This is a genomic window from Sandaracinomonas limnophila (genome assembly GCF_004005965.1).
GTDB classification, from domain to species: domain Bacteria; phylum Bacteroidota; class Bacteroidia; order Cytophagales; family Spirosomataceae; genus Sandaracinomonas; species Sandaracinomonas limnophila.
In genome coordinates this window covers 288,819-305,521 of record NZ_SACY01000002.1, presented here as the reverse complement: position 1 = coordinate 305,521, position 16,703 = coordinate 288,819, and the positions used below count along the sequence as shown (strand labels likewise).

At 34.9% G+C, this 16,703-nt stretch carries 15 protein-coding genes; 6 read left to right on the top strand and 9 right to left on the bottom strand.

Translation table 11 applies throughout. From position 1 onward, the window contains the following. Window positions 1–37 precede the first annotated feature (37 nt). Window positions 38–2,215, bottom strand: coding sequence for a hypothetical protein (locus EOJ36_RS04910; protein WP_127802942.1), 2,178 nt, complete (start codon window positions 2,213–2,215; stop codon window positions 38–40). Between the two features lie 215 nt (window positions 2,216–2,430). Here EOJ36_RS04910 and atpD point away from each other — a divergent pair, with 215 nt between their 5' ends. The 6 genes from atpD to EOJ36_RS04880 all read left to right on the top strand — a co-directional run bounded on the left by atpD (window position 2,431) and on the right by EOJ36_RS04880 (window position 8,095). Beyond that, window positions 2,431–3,948: a F0F1 ATP synthase subunit beta gene (atpD, locus tag EOJ36_RS04905; RefSeq protein WP_127802940.1), complete on the top strand. Its 1,518-nt coding sequence runs from the start codon at window positions 2,431–2,433 to the stop codon at window positions 3,946–3,948. 9 nt (window positions 3,949–3,957) lie between these two features. Next, entirely contained in the window at window positions 3,958–4,191 is a 234-nt protein-coding gene (locus tag EOJ36_RS04900; protein ID WP_127802938.1) for a F0F1 ATP synthase subunit epsilon, read from the top strand. After that, window positions 4,191–4,727 (top strand): hypothetical protein, encoded by a 537-nt coding sequence (locus EOJ36_RS04895; protein ID WP_127802936.1) that lies wholly within the window; start codon window positions 4,191–4,193, stop codon window positions 4,725–4,727. The genes EOJ36_RS04900 and EOJ36_RS04895 overlap by 1 nt, the downstream gene beginning before the upstream one ends. Window positions 4,728–4,838: 111 nt before the next feature. Beyond that, window positions 4,839–5,303 carry a MarR family winged helix-turn-helix transcriptional regulator gene (locus EOJ36_RS04890; RefSeq protein WP_127802934.1) on the top strand — a complete coding sequence of 155 codons (465 nt, stop codon included), beginning with the start codon at window positions 4,839–4,841 and terminating at the stop codon, window positions 5,301–5,303. A gap of 4 nt (window positions 5,304–5,307) precedes the next feature. Beyond that, window positions 5,308–7,092, top strand: coding sequence for an acyl-CoA dehydrogenase family protein (locus EOJ36_RS04885; protein ID WP_127802932.1), 1,785 nt, complete (start codon window positions 5,308–5,310; stop codon window positions 7,090–7,092). 100 nt (window positions 7,093–7,192) lie between these two features. After that, complete coding sequence (locus EOJ36_RS04880; RefSeq protein ID WP_127802930.1) at window positions 7,193–8,095, top strand: OmpA family protein; 903 nt, start codon at window positions 7,193–7,195, stop codon at window positions 8,093–8,095. A 26-nt stretch (window positions 8,096–8,121) separates the two neighbouring features. Here EOJ36_RS04880 and EOJ36_RS04875 read toward each other — a convergent pair whose 3' ends face one another. From EOJ36_RS04875 to EOJ36_RS04845, 8 genes are all read right to left on the bottom strand, one after another. After that, window positions 8,122–8,385 (bottom strand): hypothetical protein, encoded by a 264-nt coding sequence (locus EOJ36_RS04875; RefSeq protein WP_127802928.1) that lies wholly within the window; start codon window positions 8,383–8,385, stop codon window positions 8,122–8,124. 7 nt (window positions 8,386–8,392) lie between these two features. Further along, window positions 8,393–10,210 (bottom strand): carboxypeptidase-like regulatory domain-containing protein, encoded by a 1,818-nt coding sequence (locus EOJ36_RS04870; RefSeq protein WP_127802926.1) that lies wholly within the window; start codon window positions 10,208–10,210, stop codon window positions 8,393–8,395. A gap of 51 nt (window positions 10,211–10,261) precedes the next feature. Continuing rightward, window positions 10,262–10,453 carry a hypothetical protein gene (locus tag EOJ36_RS04865; protein ID WP_127802924.1) on the bottom strand — a complete coding sequence of 64 codons (192 nt, stop codon included), beginning with the start codon at window positions 10,451–10,453 and terminating at the stop codon, window positions 10,262–10,264. Window positions 10,454–10,482: 29 nt separating this feature from the next. Then, window positions 10,483–10,653: a hypothetical protein gene (locus tag EOJ36_RS11945; protein ID WP_164847844.1), complete on the bottom strand. Its 171-nt coding sequence runs from the start codon at window positions 10,651–10,653 to the stop codon at window positions 10,483–10,485. 121 nt (window positions 10,654–10,774) lie between these two features. Then, window positions 10,775–12,199, bottom strand: coding sequence for a TolC family protein (locus EOJ36_RS04860; RefSeq protein ID WP_127802922.1), 1,425 nt, complete (start codon window positions 12,197–12,199; stop codon window positions 10,775–10,777). After that, window positions 12,192–15,305: an efflux RND transporter permease subunit gene (locus EOJ36_RS04855; protein WP_127802920.1), complete on the bottom strand. Its 3,114-nt coding sequence runs from the start codon at window positions 15,303–15,305 to the stop codon at window positions 12,192–12,194. Before EOJ36_RS04855 ends, EOJ36_RS04860 begins: the two co-directional genes overlap by 8 nt. Further along, window positions 15,305–16,453 (bottom strand): efflux RND transporter periplasmic adaptor subunit, encoded by a 1,149-nt coding sequence (locus EOJ36_RS04850; RefSeq protein ID WP_127802918.1) that lies wholly within the window; start codon window positions 16,451–16,453, stop codon window positions 15,305–15,307. The genes EOJ36_RS04855 and EOJ36_RS04850 overlap by 1 nt, the downstream gene beginning before the upstream one ends. Then, window positions 16,422–16,697 carry a hypothetical protein gene (locus tag EOJ36_RS04845; protein WP_127802916.1) on the bottom strand — a complete coding sequence of 92 codons (276 nt, stop codon included), beginning with the start codon at window positions 16,695–16,697 and terminating at the stop codon, window positions 16,422–16,424. The genes EOJ36_RS04850 and EOJ36_RS04845 overlap by 32 nt, the downstream gene beginning before the upstream one ends. Window positions 16,698–16,703 lie beyond the last annotated feature (6 nt).

Here is a 16,703-nt window from a genome sequence, read left to right as displayed (position 1 = left end):
CAAAGTTAATATGATTTTGGTGAAATTGCAAAATGTCCTAAAATCTGCTTATTTCTTTTACTTTTTCCATCTTCTTCTCAAATCTTTTAATTTCCTTTTCATACAAGCCTAGATCCAATTGCTTCAATTTTGCCATAGCATCTTTGGCATAAGTTATTTCTGAAATTTCTAAAGCTTGGTGGGCATAAATTGGGTAATAGGTGGCAATGTTTTCATTGTATCTAAGTGAGGCCATTGCATACTGATAAGCTAATTTTTGTTGCTTATGTACATTTAAAATAGGTAAGGCTTTTTGTAAAACCTGCAAATTGAAAGGATGTGATTCCAAGGCTTTTTTTGCGGATCTCAAGTCTGTGAAATTTAAATTTGTATTACTTTTCAATTGTGTATCTTTCCAAAAACCTAAAATATTTTGCAAACCTTGGGTTTTGGCGGTAGTATCTTGTGCAATTATTAGTGATAATTGATCTAAGCCAATTAATGGTTTTTGCTGGTAATAATTGTGCCAAGCCTCTAGTGTTTTCAATTCTGGGAATGTGCTTGCTATGCCGTCATTATTGAGAATGCTCGTGTAATCTACGGCAGGCATTTTATCTTTTAAATACATTTCTGCATTATATAAATAAGCAAAATTTTGGACATTGTGTTCCATTTGAAAGTCTTTTTTGAATTCAAATGGTACAGTTTTTTGTTGTAATAAATAAAGGGCTATTCGGTTGGTCTGGGTGCCTAAATCCTCTTCAAATCCAGCCGAAATAGTTCCCTTGCCATTTTCAAATTGTGCTTGGGCATATAATTTATTGGCAAATAAACTGGCATTTTCAGGCGCTAAATCACTTGCCATTTGAAAATATTTTAAAGCATCTTTGGGTTGATTTAGTTTTTCAAATTGAATCGCAAGGGCAGTGGCCAATTCGGCTGATTCCGGAAACTTCTCAAAACCTTCTTGAAAGGTGAATAATGCCTGGAAAGGGTGGTCATTTTTGGCATATATAGTGCCTACACTCAAATAGGTAAGGAGATGTGGCTTTTTGCTGAGTGTATACGTGAGGTATTGTGCTTTTTCTTCATCTGATGTACTTAGTCTTGCTAATTCAAAATTGCTTTTTAAATTCAACCGACTATTTCCTTGCGCCATCTGGTAAGAGATTTTGGCCAGTTGTGGTTTGTTGGAAAGGATTTCTAAATCGCCAATTTGGTTGTAATATCCGGCTAAAAAGACATGGAAAAGGCTTGCGTTTCTGGCGAAGATCCATGTTAAACCAACAATCAATACACCAATTTGGTATAAATAAAGGGGAATTCTATGGGCTTTGAAAACAACCGTATGCAGTGCTAAATTTTTAGAAAAGATTTCCTTGAAATTTGAAAAAACAAACATGGGAAATAAAATGGCCATGATAAATGTGCATTTGAAATTCCACTCAAAGGCAAATCTGATAGCTGCATCGTTTTGATGAAGATAAAACCAGTAAACAGCAGGGATGGACAATAGATAAATTCCTGCAAATAAAAATTTATAGCCTTGTAAATTTGAATCACTACTGATTTGAAACCAAAATGCTGCCCATTGTAAACATAAAATGGTAATCATCAGTTCTGGTCGAAGGCTATTGCCAAAGGATTGTTGGTACAAACCAAAACCTAAATCGATTAGAAATACTAAATAAAGAAGTGTGTAGTTTCTTTTTGTTTTACTGAATGCCTTGTTTCTTCCAAATTGTAAAATAAGGTGAGGGATTGTTTGGGAAGATAGGATGGAAAGAGTGACTAGTGACAAGAGACAAGTGACGAGTGTAAAGTTTCCAATACTTGAGATAATTAGGTTTTTCTCAAAGGGAAAGAGTTTGATGGCGAAGATTAGAACCCAAATCCCGATACCTAAATAGAATTGTCGGGTTGAAATTTTTGACCAAATTTTTATTTCCCAAGACAAGGCAAGTATTCCTATTAGTGCAAAAACAAAAAAAATAAAAGTGAAAATGGGATTGATTTCTGTAAAATAGGGTACAATTTGTTGACGAATCAAGAAAATGGGCATTTCTAGTTGAAGTCCTTTGACCTGGTCTACTTTTGCAAGGGAGGGAATTAATTCGCTAGAAATACGTTGACTTATTCCAAATCCTTGAACCCAAAAAAAACTTAGACTTGGGGAAAGACATAAAAATGCTCCCAAGATAAAGTAGAAAATTGAGTAGCTCGATTTCTGGTTCATGGCTCAACAAATTTGTTGCGTAAAATTTTCTTCTAATTTCGGTTAAACTTTAATTCATTCAAATATTTTGGCAGAATTTGGCAAAAAATAACAAAAAAATCCAAAATCTTTTTTTGCTTTTTGCCTTTTACCCACTAATTTTGCGTTCCGAATGCGCATAGCATTTCGTGAAATTATTTTAATCGTAGTTTTTAGCTAGCAAATTAAATTTTCAAATGGCAAACCAAGTAAATAAAGGGAAGGTTGCACAAGTAATTGGACCCGTAGTTGACGTAAGTTTTGAGGGAGAAGGTTCTCAATTACCAGCAATTCTAAATGCCCTTGCAGTAATCAAGTCAGATGGTCAAGAGTTAATTCTTGAAGTTCAACAACACCTTGGCGAAGATCGTGTAAGAACAATCGCAATGGAAGGTACTGAAGGACTTCAAAGAGGACAAGTGGTTGTTGATAAGGGTGCACCGATGACAATGCCAACTGGTGAAGGTATCAAAGGCCGTTTGTTTAATGTAGTAGGTGAGGCTATTGATGGTATTGCTCAGCCAAAATCTGAGAAAGGAATGCCTATCCACCGTTCTGCTCCAAAATTTGAGGAGTTAGCAACTACAACTGAAGTTTTATTTACAGGTATCAAGGTTATCGATTTATTAGCGCCTTACGTAAAGGGTGGTAAAATTGGTTTGTTTGGTGGTGCCGGTGTAGGTAAAACAGTATTGATTATGGAATTGATCAACAACATTGCGAAGGCTTATGAAGGTCTTTCAGTATTTGCAGGTGTTGGAGAGCGTACTCGTGAAGGTAACGACTTGTTGCGTGAGATGATCGAGTCGGGCGTAATCAAATACGGTGAGGAATTTAAGCATGCAATGGAAGAAGGCAAATGGGATTTGTCTAAAGTTGATAATAATGAATTAGCGAAATCACAAGCTACCTTGGTGTTCGGACAAATGAACGAGCCGCCAGGAGCACGTGCTCGTGTGGCTTTGTCAGGTTTGACAGTTGCAGAACACTTCCGTGATGGAGATGGAGAAGGACAAGGTCGCGATATCTTATTCTTTATCGATAACATCTTCCGTTTCACACAAGCAGGTTCTGAGGTGTCTGCCCTTTTAGGTCGTATGCCATCTGCGGTAGGTTACCAACCAACTTTGTCAACTGAAATGGGTGCGATGCAAGAGCGTATTACTTCTACAAAAAGAGGTTCAATTACATCCGTACAGGCTGTTTACGTACCTGCCGATGACTTAACTGACCCAGCGCCAGCAACAACTTTTGCCCACTTAGATGCAACAACTGTACTTTCTCGTAAAATCGCTGAGTTAGGTATCTATCCTGCTGTGGATCCATTGGATTCATCCTCTCGTATTTTGTCTGCTGAAGTTTTGGGTGATGCTCATTATGGAACAGCTCAACGCGTGAAGGAAATTTTACAACGTTACAAAGAATTACAAGATATCATCGCGATCTTAGGTTTGGATGAATTATCTGAAGAAGATAAATTAGTCGTATCTCGTGCTCGTCGTGTGCAACGTTTCTTATCTCAACCATTCTTCGTTGCAGAACAATTTACTGGATTAAAAGGCGTTTTAGTTGACATCAATGATACCATTAAAGGATTTAATGCAATCATCGATGGAGCTTATGACCACCTTCCAGAGGCTGCTTTCAACTTAGTTGGAACTATTGAAGATGCAGTAGAAAAAGGAGAGAAATTATTGGCTGAGGCTTCTAAATAATAACATACTATGTTTGTAGAAATTATTACCCCAGATCGTAAAGTGTACTCCGGAGAGGCTTCGGTAGTAACTTTGCCGGGTGTTGATGGTTCCTTTCAGGTTTTAAATTCACACGCTGCCTTAGTAAGTACTTTGGCAAAAGGAGAGTTGTCGGCTGATAAAGAAACCTTTCAAATCGAAGGTGGAGTAGTTGAGGTTTTAAATAATCGCGTATTAATTTTAGCCGAAGGCGTTAACGAATAATGAAAAAAGGAATCTTATTTTTGGCGGCAGTTCTTTTCTTAACTTCTTGTTCAGAAAAAACTTACTTGACAGGTTCATTGATGAACGTAATCAAGGAAAATCAATTACCCCTAAATAAAATTCAGTTTTATAACGACAATCCGGTAAATCTTGAGCGTGAGTTAAACGCTTCGGATGCTAATGTGAAATCTGGAAAGATTGTTATCGTAAACGGAAAGTCCATTAATCAGATTGCCTTAGTTGAGCAAACTCCAGGCGTTTTAGTGAAAGAAGCCAACAATCAATTGTTAGTTTCTTTTGAGGAAGGTGGAAATGAGTCTAAGAGTCTTCATTTTGCCCCCGTACCCGGAAATGGAGGAGAATCATTTTATCAATTAGTTGATGAAAACGGAAGTCCTACTTTTTCACGTTTAAGTTATGATGGAAATAAATATTTGATGTATAGTACAAAAAAAGTACGTCTGATGATTATGAAATCAACTTTCTCTGGTCAACAAATATCGCGTAAAAAAATGAGCGGAAATCGAGTTAAATAGGTTAGCTCATTTAAACATAAGAAATAGGATGCACAGATTTGCATCCTATTTTTTTTTGTCTCATTTTTACAGAATGTATGCAAGCATACTATTTTTTAGATTCTTACGTTTATGAAAGCAGAAAATACAATTGATTTTCAAATTAAATCATCCTGGTATGCCATTTCTAGGATGTATAACAATTATGCGGCCCATTTTGATATGACCATGGCCATTGGGTATGTTTTGTTACATATAGATAAAGAAGGTACACCAGCCACCAAAATTGCGCCTGCACTTGGTTTGGAGGTTCGAAGTTTGACGCGTATGTTGAAGACACTGGAGGAAAAGAAGTGGATTAAACGAGAGGCAAATTATAATGATAAGCGAATAGTAAAGATATTTTTAACAGAAAAAGGCAAACAAAAGAGGGATCAGGCTAAACAAGGTGTTATTTTATTCAATGAATTAATCAAACAAAAAATTTCTGCTGAAAAATTAGAAGTTTTTTTTGATGTGATGAAAATAATAAATAATGCTTTAGAAGAAGATCCCAAATTAATATTAGAAGGCATTCAAAAACATATTAAATCGTAAACTTATGATACCTAACACAGCATTTAAAGGAGGTGAATTTTTAATCCGACCATTATTGAAAGAGGAATTGTTTATTCCTGAAGAATTTACTGAAGAGCAAAAAATGATTGAACAAACCTGCATGGATTTTGTTCGAACAGAGGTCATTCCTTATTTAGAAGAAATTGATCAAGCGAAAGACTCTTCCATGATGGTAGGACTTTTGGATAAGGCGGGGGAACTTGGACTTTTGGGAACATCTGTTCCGGAGCAATATGGTGGATTTGGTATGGATTTTAATACTTCCATGTTGGTTGCAGAAGCTGTAGGTTCCGGACATTCCTTTGCCGTTGCCCTTTCAGCCCATACTGGAATTGGGACTTTACCTATAGTATATTATGGAACCGAAGAGCAAAAGTCCAACTATTTACCAAAACTTGCCACTGGAGAATGGAAAGCAGCTTATTGTTTAACAGAACCCGATTCTGGTTCAGATGCAAATGCTGCTAAGACAAAAGCTAAATTGAACGAGGCAGGTACTCATTACCTTTTGAATGGTCAGAAGATGTGGATTACCAATGGCGGTTTTGCAGATGTTTTTATCGTTTTTGCAAAAATTGATCAAGATGCAAACCTTACAGCATTTATTGTAGAAAAATCATTTGGAGGAATTACGATGAATGAGGAAGAACGTAAAATGGGTATAAAAGGGAGTTCTACTCGACAAATTTTTTTCAATGATTGTCCAGTACCTATTGAAAATCAATTGTTCAAGCGAGAGGGAGGATTTAAAATTGCTGTAAATATTTTAAATATTGGTCGAATTAAATTGGCAGCTGCAGTAATTGGTGCAGGAAAGCGGGTAATTGATACTGCCATAAATTATGCAAGTGATCGAAAACAATTTGGCAAATCCTTACATGAATTTGGGGCTATTCAGCATAAAATTGCAGAAATGACCATTCGGAATTTTGCATCAGAAACGGCTTGTTACCGCGCTGGACAAAATATTGACGATGCTATTAAAAGTTTGAAGGCGCAAGGTTTGTCTGACGCTGAAGCAAAGCTAAAAGGAGTGGAACAATTTGCCATTGAATGTGCATTATTGAAAGTTCATGGATCCGAAACCTTGGATTATGTGGTCGATGAAGGAGTTCAAATATTTGGAGGAATGGGTTTTTCTGCGGAGGCTCCAATGGACCGTGCTTATCGTGATTCTAGAATAAATCGAATTTTTGAGGGAACGAATGAGATTAACCGATTGCTCGCCGTAGGTACTTTATTGAAAAGAGCATTAAAAGGCGAGTTAGATATTATGAGTCCGGCAATGGCCGTAGGGAAAGAAATTTTGGGCGTCCCAGATTTTTCTGCAAGCCTACCAGATGGTGAATTTGGAAAAGAGAAAAAGGTTATCGAAAATCTTAAAAAGGCTGTTTTATTGTCTGCTGGAGCCGCCTTGCAAAAGTTTACAACAGCCATTGAGGATCAGCAGGAGATATTAATGCAAGTGGCAGATATGATGATTGAGATTTATGTTGCTGAGTCTTTACTTATCCGCGTAGAAAAACTAGTAGAATTGGGTAAAGGCAATGAAGTGTCGAAAGATTGTGCCAAAGTATATTTACATGCAGCGGTTGACAAGGTTTCTAATGCAAGTAGAGAAATAATACAAGGATTTGCGACTGGGGATGAATTGAATGTATTATTATTGGGTGTGAAAAGGTTTACTAAAATTGATCCTATGAACCTGATTGAAGCAAGAAGAAGGATTGCTAAGGCCTCAATCGAAAAAAAATCCTATTTATTTTAAATATTTTTTAAATCAGGACAATTATTTTAGATTAGATTTATACTTTTGCAGTAACATTGTAAATTAATTATTTACTCCATTATTAAGATTTAAATTTATTATGAAAAAACTACTTTTAGTTTTAGCGCTTACTCCTTTTATTTTTTCCTGCGCTAGTAAGAAAAAGATTGCTGATTTGCAGTCACAATTATCTCAACTTCAAGCAAAAAGTGATCAATCTATTGGTAAAGCCAAAGCAGATTTATCAGATTGTCAATCTTTAACGGCAAGTTTACAAGGTGAATTGAAGAAACGTGATGCAGATTTAGAAACCAAAAATGGTCAATTGAAATCGTTGCAAGAGCAATTAGATTACATGAAAAAGACCAATACAAACTTGTTGGATCGTTTGTCTGATCTTTCTGTTATCAATAAATCAGGTGCTGAGAGTATTCGTAAATCTTTGGATGCATTGAATGATCAAGGAAAGTACATCAAGGATTTGAACTCTTCAATTCAACGTAAAGATTCAGTTAATTTATCATTGGTAATGAACTTGAAACGTTCTTTGGCAGATGTTAACGATGAGGATGTTAGCATTGAAGTGAAGAAAGGTGTCGTTTATATCTCAATTTCTGATAAATTGATGTTTGCTTCTGGTTCAGCAGTTGTTTCTAACAAAGCAGAGGTTGTATTGGCAAAAGTTGCTAAAGTAATCAACGATCACAAAGACTTAGATATCTTAGTAGAAGGCCATACTGATAGTGTACCAATTTCTACAGATTGTATCAAAGACAACTGGGATTTAAGTGCTAAGCGTGCGACTTCAGTGGTTCGTTTGTTGCAAACTAAGTTTGATGTTGATCCTGAGCGTATGACTGCTGGTGGTAGAGGTGAATTTGAGCCTCAGGCAAACAATAGTAGCCGTGCAGGACGTAAGAACAACCGTAGAACTGAAATTATCGTAACTCCTAAATTGGATCAGTTCTTCAACTTGTTAGCACCTCCAAGTGCTTCCAAATAATATTAAACAGTTTTGTTTGCAAATGGCTACCCCTTAAGGTAGCCATTTTGTTTTTGGTACTGTTCTAAAAGAATTTGAAGTTTTTGTCCAGCTTTTTCAGCTCCTCTTTCCCAAACGATTGGCAGAATCATTTCAAGTTCTTGGGTTGAATAGTCCATTCCAAATTTAATACTGTGGGCTTGTATTGCACCATTCCATTCTATTTCGATCAAGTATTCAGAATCTGAATATTTTTCGATTACTTTTTTTCTTAATTCGCCAATGTAATTAATGACTTCTTTTGCTTTCATTTCCATGTTAAAAATTATAGGTTAGGTTATAGGTAATTTGATTCGGGATGTTTGAAACTAAAGGAATACTGGGTTCTATGGTTTGAAGGCCTGTACTAAAGATTTTACCCAATAAAGACCTGGAATTTAATCCAACTTCTAAATATTCTGTCCAATGGTTAATGGTGTGATATCGAAATCCAATTTCAAGGGATTTCTTTCGTGTCAACATTATACCAAGATTTATTCCAGCGGTGTAGGAGTAGCTCGTAATCAGTTGACTGGCATTGTATTCTTCATTTTGAAGGGTATATTTTTTTTGAAATTCTTCACTTGGTGTAAAATTTTGAAGCCATTGAAAAGTTTTTAATTTACTTCTACCAATATTTGGGATGATAAACATTGGCCTATTTTTTTTATTGAATTTCAATTGATAGGATAGTTCTAAGGTATTTCCATTGAATTGATTGAATCCATAAAGGTTATTCATTACCTTTTCAATGTAAAAATTGAGGTTTTTATAAGCCAGACCAAAGCCAGCGTTATAAATAAGTGGAAATGCATCATTTAATTGATAATTTACATTAGCGACGGAATTCCAATAATTATTTAATTGAGTTTGGTTTGTTTGTGAAAATTGAAGTGGGGTTGAAAAGCTCCTTCTTCGTAAACCCAATTTAAAAGTTGAAAATATTTTACGAAATCTAAAGAGCGAATCTTTCGGATTATTTTTTATTGTTTCAACTAATTTTATTTTGTTTAATAAATTTTCATCTGTTTTAATGCTTGATGGAATCGCCATTTTAATCATAAAATCATCTTCATATACTTTTTGACTAAATGGAATGTTTCTTATTTCAGAATTTTGAACTATTTCAATATTTTGAAAATTTATCCAGGCATATCCGTAAATATTTTGAACTTTTGCTGCATGAGAAAAACTTAAATTATCTATAACCCATTTATTTGCATAAAGTCTATAGTTTACTTCTGCTATTACTTGAGTGGTTTTTTCTCTAAGTGTGTTTTTGGGATTTTCTATAAAATCAAACCGTATGATTGCTAGGGATTCTTCATCAATATATAAATTACCTTCTTCTAAAGTAGGATCGCTCTTTAATTTATATTGGATATGGTAGGTATCTCGCCCATTGATAGGTATAATATCTACTAACTGGTAGGAGTATTTTTTTAGTTTACCGATATTTAGAAAATCTTCTCTTCTTCTTACCAAGTCTAGTTTTTCTAAAATTTTTCCTTCTCCATACCAATTAACTAGTGCAGAGGTATCTAGGTTTCTTGCCATTGTTTTGGCATATTGAGTAATTTTATCTCTACTTTTTTGATTCTCTCCCTCCTTATATGAAAGTTGTGAATTTATTTGAAATGCTATTTTATAAGCGGTGTCAAATTTGTTTTTCATGATTGTTTCTACATAATTACCTGTTATAATTAATTTATTTTGCGGGTAATTACGGGGAATTGCCTCGATTGCTTTTTTTACTAAATCTCTAGCGCTGGAAGATACAATTACTTCTTGTAGGTCTTGACTTTGAGTTTTTAACAATATAGTCTCGTTGTTTTTGAACGACTTAATGGGAATTGAAATACCATGATATCCGATGTATGAAATATGAATGGTTAGGTTTTGCTGCCAGTCTGTCTCTTGCGTTGAAAGTGTAAATTTTCCTTCTGAGTCGCTTATCGTTCCTCTTTTACCAAGTTTTATGGATGCGTGGCTAAGGGGTTTATGGTCCTCCAAACTTTTAAGTATTCCATTTATTTGTTGTCCAAAACTATAATGAGCTACAAGAAATAGTAGCATTGATGAAATGATTTTTTTCATAGTAGTTAGTGTTAAAATTGGTGGGGAAACCCACCAATTTTGATATTTTAATTAAGCTTTTCGCATTTTACCTGCGATAGAAAGAATAGTAGCAATTTCTGCCGCTGCATCTTTTGCCCAATTCCAACCCTCCATAAATCCAGTTTTGAAATCTTGCCACCAGCCACCGCCGAAGGTTTCTGTTAATTCCGATTGATTCAAGGCAATTAGGCCTTCTGCAAGAATAATTTGATTATTTTTCATTTTGATTAAATTAGTGGTTAAAAATTAGATTATAATAAGGCAATAATGGCTGGGGCATACCAAATAATTGCAACAACAGCAGCTACGCCAACTATTTGGCCAACTGTTCTCCAAAAGCCACCGCCTTCGATTTGAATTAATTCATTGAGAGTCAATTCTATTGCTCCCAATTCCATGAAATTTATTGGATTATTTTTCATTTTGGTTAGGTATTTAAGTTATACAATATGTAATCGCGAATTACATTACAAAAGAAAGAAACAAATTATTAAAATACCAAAAAAAAACTGATAATCGGTTTGATTATCAGTTTTTAGGTAATTAGTTGTTACCACCAAGAATTTTATAAAGTTGGACACTATTTATCCACCGTTTTTTATAAATTTCAAGGAGCTCTAATTCGGATTTAAGCGTATTTTGTTGGGAGGTTAAAATTTCTAAATAATTCGCATTGTTGGTTCTAAATAATTCACCTACAGTTTGAATTGCATTAAAATTCAATTCTACTTCCTTTGATTTATGTTTAATTTGTTCATTCATTAAATCTAAACCCTTGATATTCGTATCCCACTCTAAAAAGGCATTGTTTAATGTTTGAATATATTGCAGTTCATATGCTTTAATTTTACTTTCTGCCATACGAATTTCTGCCTTAAGGAGGGATCTGTTGATTAATGGTTTGCTTATATTCCCAAGTAAATTATAGCTGAATGAAGCAGGAAGTTGGAATAGATATTGAGGTTGGAAACCTTGAATGCCAATGAAATTAGAAAGAATTAAACTTGGTTTAAGTGCTAATTCTGCAACTTTTTTGTCTAAGATTTGCGCTTCTAAATTTAACTGTGCTTGTTTTACATCGGGTCTTTGCGAGAGGTAGTCTAAATGAATATTTCTGTATTCTTTTGAAAAATCAGTGTCAATTGGTAAAAGTGTCCTTTCGATATTGAATTTTCGATTATTTAACAACAATCGAATTTCATTTTCCACACCTATTATTTCGGTTTGAAGGGAACCTATTTGTGCTCTAGAGTTTTCTAATTGAGCTTCTAATTGTAAAACCGCCATTTCATTTACAACGCCAGCTTCTTTTTGTATTTTAACTAATTCTACCGCTTTTCGTTGTATTTCAATATTTGATTTTAAAATCGATAATTCACGGTCTAAGGCAACTAATTCTCCATAGTAAATGGCTGTTTTTGCTATTAATTGGGTTTTTAGCCAATTGTAACCTTCTTCACTGCTCATGTATTTAATTGCTTGAGCTTTTTTCTTGGCACTTAATTTTCCCCAAATATCAACTTCCCAATGGGTTTGTAATCCTAATGGGAAATCTGGTAAATTTTCAGGAATTTTCATCTGTGAACTTATGTTTGGAGAAAATTGGGTGTCGTAATTTCCTACTCCATCCATTGTATATTTTCCAAACTTGCGCAGGCTGGGATTAAATTGAATGGATGAATTTGGTTTTAATAATCCGGCACTCATCACAAACTGCTCCTTAGCAATTTGTATTTGCTGATATTCAATTTGATAGGCGATATTACTTTTTAAAACAGAATCTATTAAAGCAATTAAATGCGGATCATTTTCCCAAATTTTCTTAATTGGGTTTTGGACCTTTACAGAATCCTTTACTACCTTAATCGTCTTATCCAAACTGCTAAAAGGAGACTGAATTTTGCAAGAGGAAGCAATTATTCCCAAACTTGCTATGCCAATTGAAATGATTATTTTGAGCTTATTCATGGTATTTATGTTGGGATCTTGAAAATATAACGTATAAAGCTGGAATGAGTAATAAACCTCCAATGGTTCCAATTAACATTCCTCCTGCTGATGCTGTACCAATTGTCCTGTTTCCAATAGCGCCAGCGCCATTGGCAATCATTAATGGGATAAGGCCTGCAATAAAGGCAAATGAGGTCATTAAAATGGGCCTTAATCTACTTAATGCACCCTGTTTGGCAGCCTCTATAGAATTAAGTCCAGCCTTTTGTTTTTGAATGGCAAATTCTATAATTAAAATGGCATTTTTCCCTAAAAGACCTATCAACATGACCAGGGCAACCTGTGCATAAATATTATTCTGGAGTCCAAAAACGTATAAAAATAAATAGGTTCCCAAAGCCCCAATGGGTAAAAACAATAAGATTGGTAAGGGCAGAATAAAGGACTCATATTGTGCAGAAAGTAGTAAATACACAAATACTAAACATATGATCAAAATGTAAATTGCCTGGTTCCCAGCCAAATTTTCCTCACGTGTCATGCCCGACCATTCGATGGTATACCCTTTCGGTAAATGTTTTGTAGCTGCTATTTTGATGACCTCTAAAGCTGTACCAGAACTGTACCCTGGGGCAGGTTCTCCATTGACCATGGCAGCTGTAAACATATTGAAACGAGTAACTTGCTCTGGTCCAAAAACTTTATTTATATGAATAAATGAGGAATAAGGTACCATTTCTCCACTTTTATTTTTAGTGTAAAACTTTAAAACGTCCTCAGGATGTACTCTGTAGCTTGGGTGAGATTGTACCATTACCTTATACATTTGCCCATACCTTATAAAGTTCGTTGCATAAAAACTTCCCAAAAGTGTTTGTAAATTATCCATTGCGGATTGGATATTGACTCCCTTTTGTGCAGCGGCATCTTGGTCAACCTCTATCAAAAATTGTGGAAAATTGGGGTCAAAACTTGAAAAAGTATTTTGTATTTCAGGTAATTTGTTCAGTTCTGATGCAAAATGATTGGTTACCTCGGATAGTCTTTTTAAATTTCCAGTTCCCGTGCGATCTTGAATTCTGAACTCAAATCCAGAGGCATTTCCAAAACCTGGAACAGCGGGAGGAGGGAAGTATTGAATATTTGCTTCTTTAATATCTTTGGTTTGTTTATAAAATGATTCTGCCAATTGGTCAACTGTTTGTGTCCTTTCTGTCCATGGTTTGAGTGTAATAATTCCCATTCCAAAAGATGCACCACCTCCGTCGGTTAATAAACTGAAACCTGATAAACTTGAAAAGGATTCAATAGAGGGGTCTTTTTGAATTCTACTATATACAGTTGAAAGTACATTTTCTGTTCGCTCGAGTGTAGCGCCGGGTGGTGTAGTTACATTCACATACAAAGTTCCTTGGTCCTCATTGGGAATAAATCCACTTGGAATAATTTTCGTTAAAAATGCTGCGCCAATTGAAAAAAGTAAAATTGTAAGCCAAGGGATTTTCTTTTTATTGATAATAATTATAACCCAATAGAGGTATTTTTTACTAAATTTTTCAAAGTAATTGTTAAAGCCGATGAAAAATCGGTTGATTAAATTATTGGGTTTAAGATGTTCCGGTTTTTTTAATAATAAAACACAAAGAGCAGGAGTAAGCGTCAGGGCAATGATACCTGAAAGAGCAATAGCGATGGCCATTGTGACAGAGAATTGACGGTAGAATACTCCAACAGGACCATCCAAAAAGGCAACTGGAATAAACACCGCACCCATTACGAGGGTAATTGACATAATTGCACCCGAAATTTCACTCATTGCTTCTTTTGTAGCCTGTAAAACAGGCATATCCTGTTCTTCCATTTTAGCAAAAACAGCTTCCACAACCACAATAGCATCATCAACCACAATTCCAATAGCTAACACTAATGAAAACAAAGTGAGGAGATTTATAGAAAACCCGAAGGCTAGAATAAAGCTAAACGTGCCAACCAAAGCCACTGGAACTGCAATAATGGGTACCAATGTAGCTCTCCAATTTTGAAGAAAAATAAAAACAACTAAGGCTACTAAAATAAATGCCTCGATCAGGGTTTTTATTACCTCATGAATAGAGGCATCTAAAAATCTCGAAACATCATAACTAATTGTATAGGTCATTCCTGGTGGGAATGTTGTTTTTTCCAATTGCTTTAGTAAAGATTTTACATTTGTAATTACTTCTGCTGCATTGGAGCCAGGTCTTTGTTTTAGCAAAATGGCTGCTGAGGGCTGTCCATTTTCTTTCGATAAAACATCATAATCTAAGGATCCAAATTCAATTGTGGCTAGGTCTTTTAATCGTAGTATTTGGCCATTTTCAGTCGATTTTATGACCAGATTTTCATATTGTTTTTCTTGGGTAAACTTTCCAGTGTACTTCAAAACATACTGCATGGATTGTGGTTTTTTACCAGAACTTTCTCCAATTTTTCCGGGTGCAGCTTCAACGTTTTGTTTACGTAAAGACTCGATAACTTCCTCTGGTGAAATTTTATAGGTAAAAAGTTTTTCTGGTTGTAGCCAAATACGCATGGCATATTCTCTCTGCCCCATTATGTCGGCAAATCCTACTCCATTGATACGTTTTAATTCTGGGAGTACATTGATGTCTGCAAAATTGAAAATGAATTTTTCATCCAAATCTTTGTCGGAACTCAATAGGTTGACATATAACAACATACTATTGATTTCTTTTTCTGTTATTATACCAGCCTTAATTACTTCTTCTGGCATTTCATCAATGACAGATTGAACCCTGTTTTGAACATTTACTGCAGCCACATCAGGGTCAGTACCCACTTTAAAATAAACCTGAATGATACTTGTTCCATCATTTCCTGACACAGAAGTCATATAGGTCATACCCGCAACTCCATTAATAGCTCTTTCGAGTGGAGTAACCACTGCTTTTGCACAAACTTCTGCATTGGCACCTGTGTATTTTGTGGTGACTGTTACGGCAGGTGGAACAATGTCTGGATATTGTGAGATGGGTAAATTATTTAGCGATATCAATCCTATGATTACGATAAAAATCGAAATCACAATTGATAAAACAGGTCTTTCAATTAATTTTTGTACCATTATTTTAAGTCGTTTACTACTTGGCGGATATTTATCAACTTTCCTTTGATTTTTTGCCCTTGTTTGATGCTTTGAACTCCTTCAATTAAAATATTATCTGAGGTGTTGAATCCACTTTTTACAAGATAAAAGTGCTCAATTCGGTAGGTCGGGATTAGTTTTTTCATCTTAACGCTGCCATCCTTTTCCATGGTGAAAACATAACTTTTCTCTTGAATTTCAAAAACTGATTTTTGTGGAATTAACCAAAATCCATTTATCTTTTTTTGCATTACTATTTTACCGGATGCACCATGTTTTAATAATTTTTCTGGATTTGAAAATCTTGCCCGGAAGGCAATGTTCCCAGTCGATTTGTCAATTTCTGCCTCAACCGTTTCAATTTGACCTTTAAAGGGGTAAGTTTCTCCATTGGATAATTTCAATTCTACGGGTACTGTTGATGCATTGGTTTTGCGATTTTTCGCAAATTCCAAATACTCATTTTCATTGACATTGAAATAGGCAAAAACATCTTTTGTGTCTGAAAGTGTTGTTAAAAGGGTTCCATCATCTATTAAACTACCTGCCTTAAATGGAATTCGATCAACTACCCCATCAAATGGTGCGCGAATCGTTGAAAAATCAACATTTAATTCATCGGATTTGACATGGGCTCTTGCCTCCTCTCTTTTCGCTTTCAGTGCATCTAATTTTGCCCTGGCAATTAATAACTGATTGGTTGAAATGACTTTTTTGTCAACTAATAACTTAGTATTTTGAATTTCAATTTCAGCTGCTTTTACCTCTGCATCACTTTGTTCTAAAATTGCCTTCGATTTTAATAGTTCGGTTTTGTACTCTAGATTATTGATCGTAAAAAGTACTTGTCCTTTCTTCACAGTTTTTCCTTCATCTGTGTTTACCTTTTCCAAATAACCCTTCACTCTGGCCCTTATTTCAACATTCTGAAAGGCATGAATATCTGCTACATATTCATTGGAAATCGAGGTGTCAATCTGAATAGGATTTGTAATCTCTAATTCTTCAATTTCAGTTTGCGATTCCTTCTTTTGGAAGGAATCGCATGAAATGGAACCCATTAAATAGATTATGCCTAAAAAATATAGAATAACCTTATTTGATTTTTGAGCTATTGGATGTAGCATGTTGTTTGTAATTTAAATGTTTGTTAGCCTTTTCTTCTATTTTTGAAATATTTGCCACCTTAATTCGATACTTGGGCGTCGAATTTTTGTTACTTAGAAGGTCTGGTAATTCTTTAATTTTAACTTGTTTTATATCTTTTATTTCTAAATTATTGTTCAATTGAGCCTTATAGTTAGGATGAAGGCTCTGGCCAAATGATTGTATATGCACAAACAAAAGGCCTATTGCTAGAACTTTTTTCATGTTCAA

What these genes read in the sequence shown, in the direction of transcription:
- EOJ36_RS04850 (WP_127802918.1), bottom strand. Translation starts at nt 16,453, where the DNA reads ATGCTACATCCAATAGCTCAAAAATCAAATAAGGTTATTCTATATTTT.
- EOJ36_RS04880 (WP_127802930.1), top strand. Translation starts at nt 7,193, where the DNA reads ATGAAAAAACTACTTTTAGTTTTAGCGCTTACTCCTTTTATTTTTTCC.
- EOJ36_RS04870 (WP_127802926.1), bottom strand. Translation starts at nt 10,210, where the DNA reads ATGAAAAAAATCATTTCATCAATGCTACTATTTCTTGTAGCTCATTAT.
- EOJ36_RS04885 (WP_127802932.1), top strand. Translation starts at nt 5,308, where the DNA reads ATGATACCTAACACAGCATTTAAAGGAGGTGAATTTTTAATCCGACCA.
- EOJ36_RS04890 (WP_127802934.1), top strand. Translation starts at nt 4,839, where the DNA reads ATGAAAGCAGAAAATACAATTGATTTTCAAATTAAATCATCCTGGTAT.
- EOJ36_RS04895 (WP_127802936.1), top strand. Translation starts at nt 4,191, where the DNA reads ATGAAAAAAGGAATCTTATTTTTGGCGGCAGTTCTTTTCTTAACTTCT.
- EOJ36_RS04845 (WP_127802916.1), bottom strand. Translation starts at nt 16,697, where the DNA reads ATGAAAAAAGTTCTAGCAATAGGCCTTTTGTTTGTGCATATACAATCA.
- EOJ36_RS11945 (WP_164847844.1), bottom strand. Translation starts at nt 10,653, where the DNA reads ATGAAAAATAATCCAATAAATTTCATGGAATTGGGAGCAATAGAATTG.
- EOJ36_RS04865 (WP_127802924.1), bottom strand. Translation starts at nt 10,453, where the DNA reads ATGAAAAATAATCAAATTATTCTTGCAGAAGGCCTAATTGCCTTGAAT.
- EOJ36_RS04910 (WP_127802942.1), bottom strand. Translation starts at nt 2,215, where the DNA reads ATGAACCAGAAATCGAGCTACTCAATTTTCTACTTTATCTTGGGAGCA.
- EOJ36_RS04855 (WP_127802920.1), bottom strand. Translation starts at nt 15,305, where the DNA reads ATGGTACAAAAATTAATTGAAAGACCTGTTTTATCAATTGTGATTTCG.
- EOJ36_RS04875 (WP_127802928.1), bottom strand. Translation starts at nt 8,385, where the DNA reads ATGAAAGCAAAAGAAGTCATTAATTACATTGGCGAATTAAGAAAAAAA.
- EOJ36_RS04860 (WP_127802922.1), bottom strand. Translation starts at nt 12,199, where the DNA reads ATGAATAAGCTCAAAATAATCATTTCAATTGGCATAGCAAGTTTGGGA.
- atpD (WP_127802940.1), top strand. Translation starts at nt 2,431, where the DNA reads ATGGCAAACCAAGTAAATAAAGGGAAGGTTGCACAAGTAATTGGACCC.
- EOJ36_RS04900 (WP_127802938.1), top strand. Translation starts at nt 3,958, where the DNA reads ATGTTTGTAGAAATTATTACCCCAGATCGTAAAGTGTACTCCGGAGAG.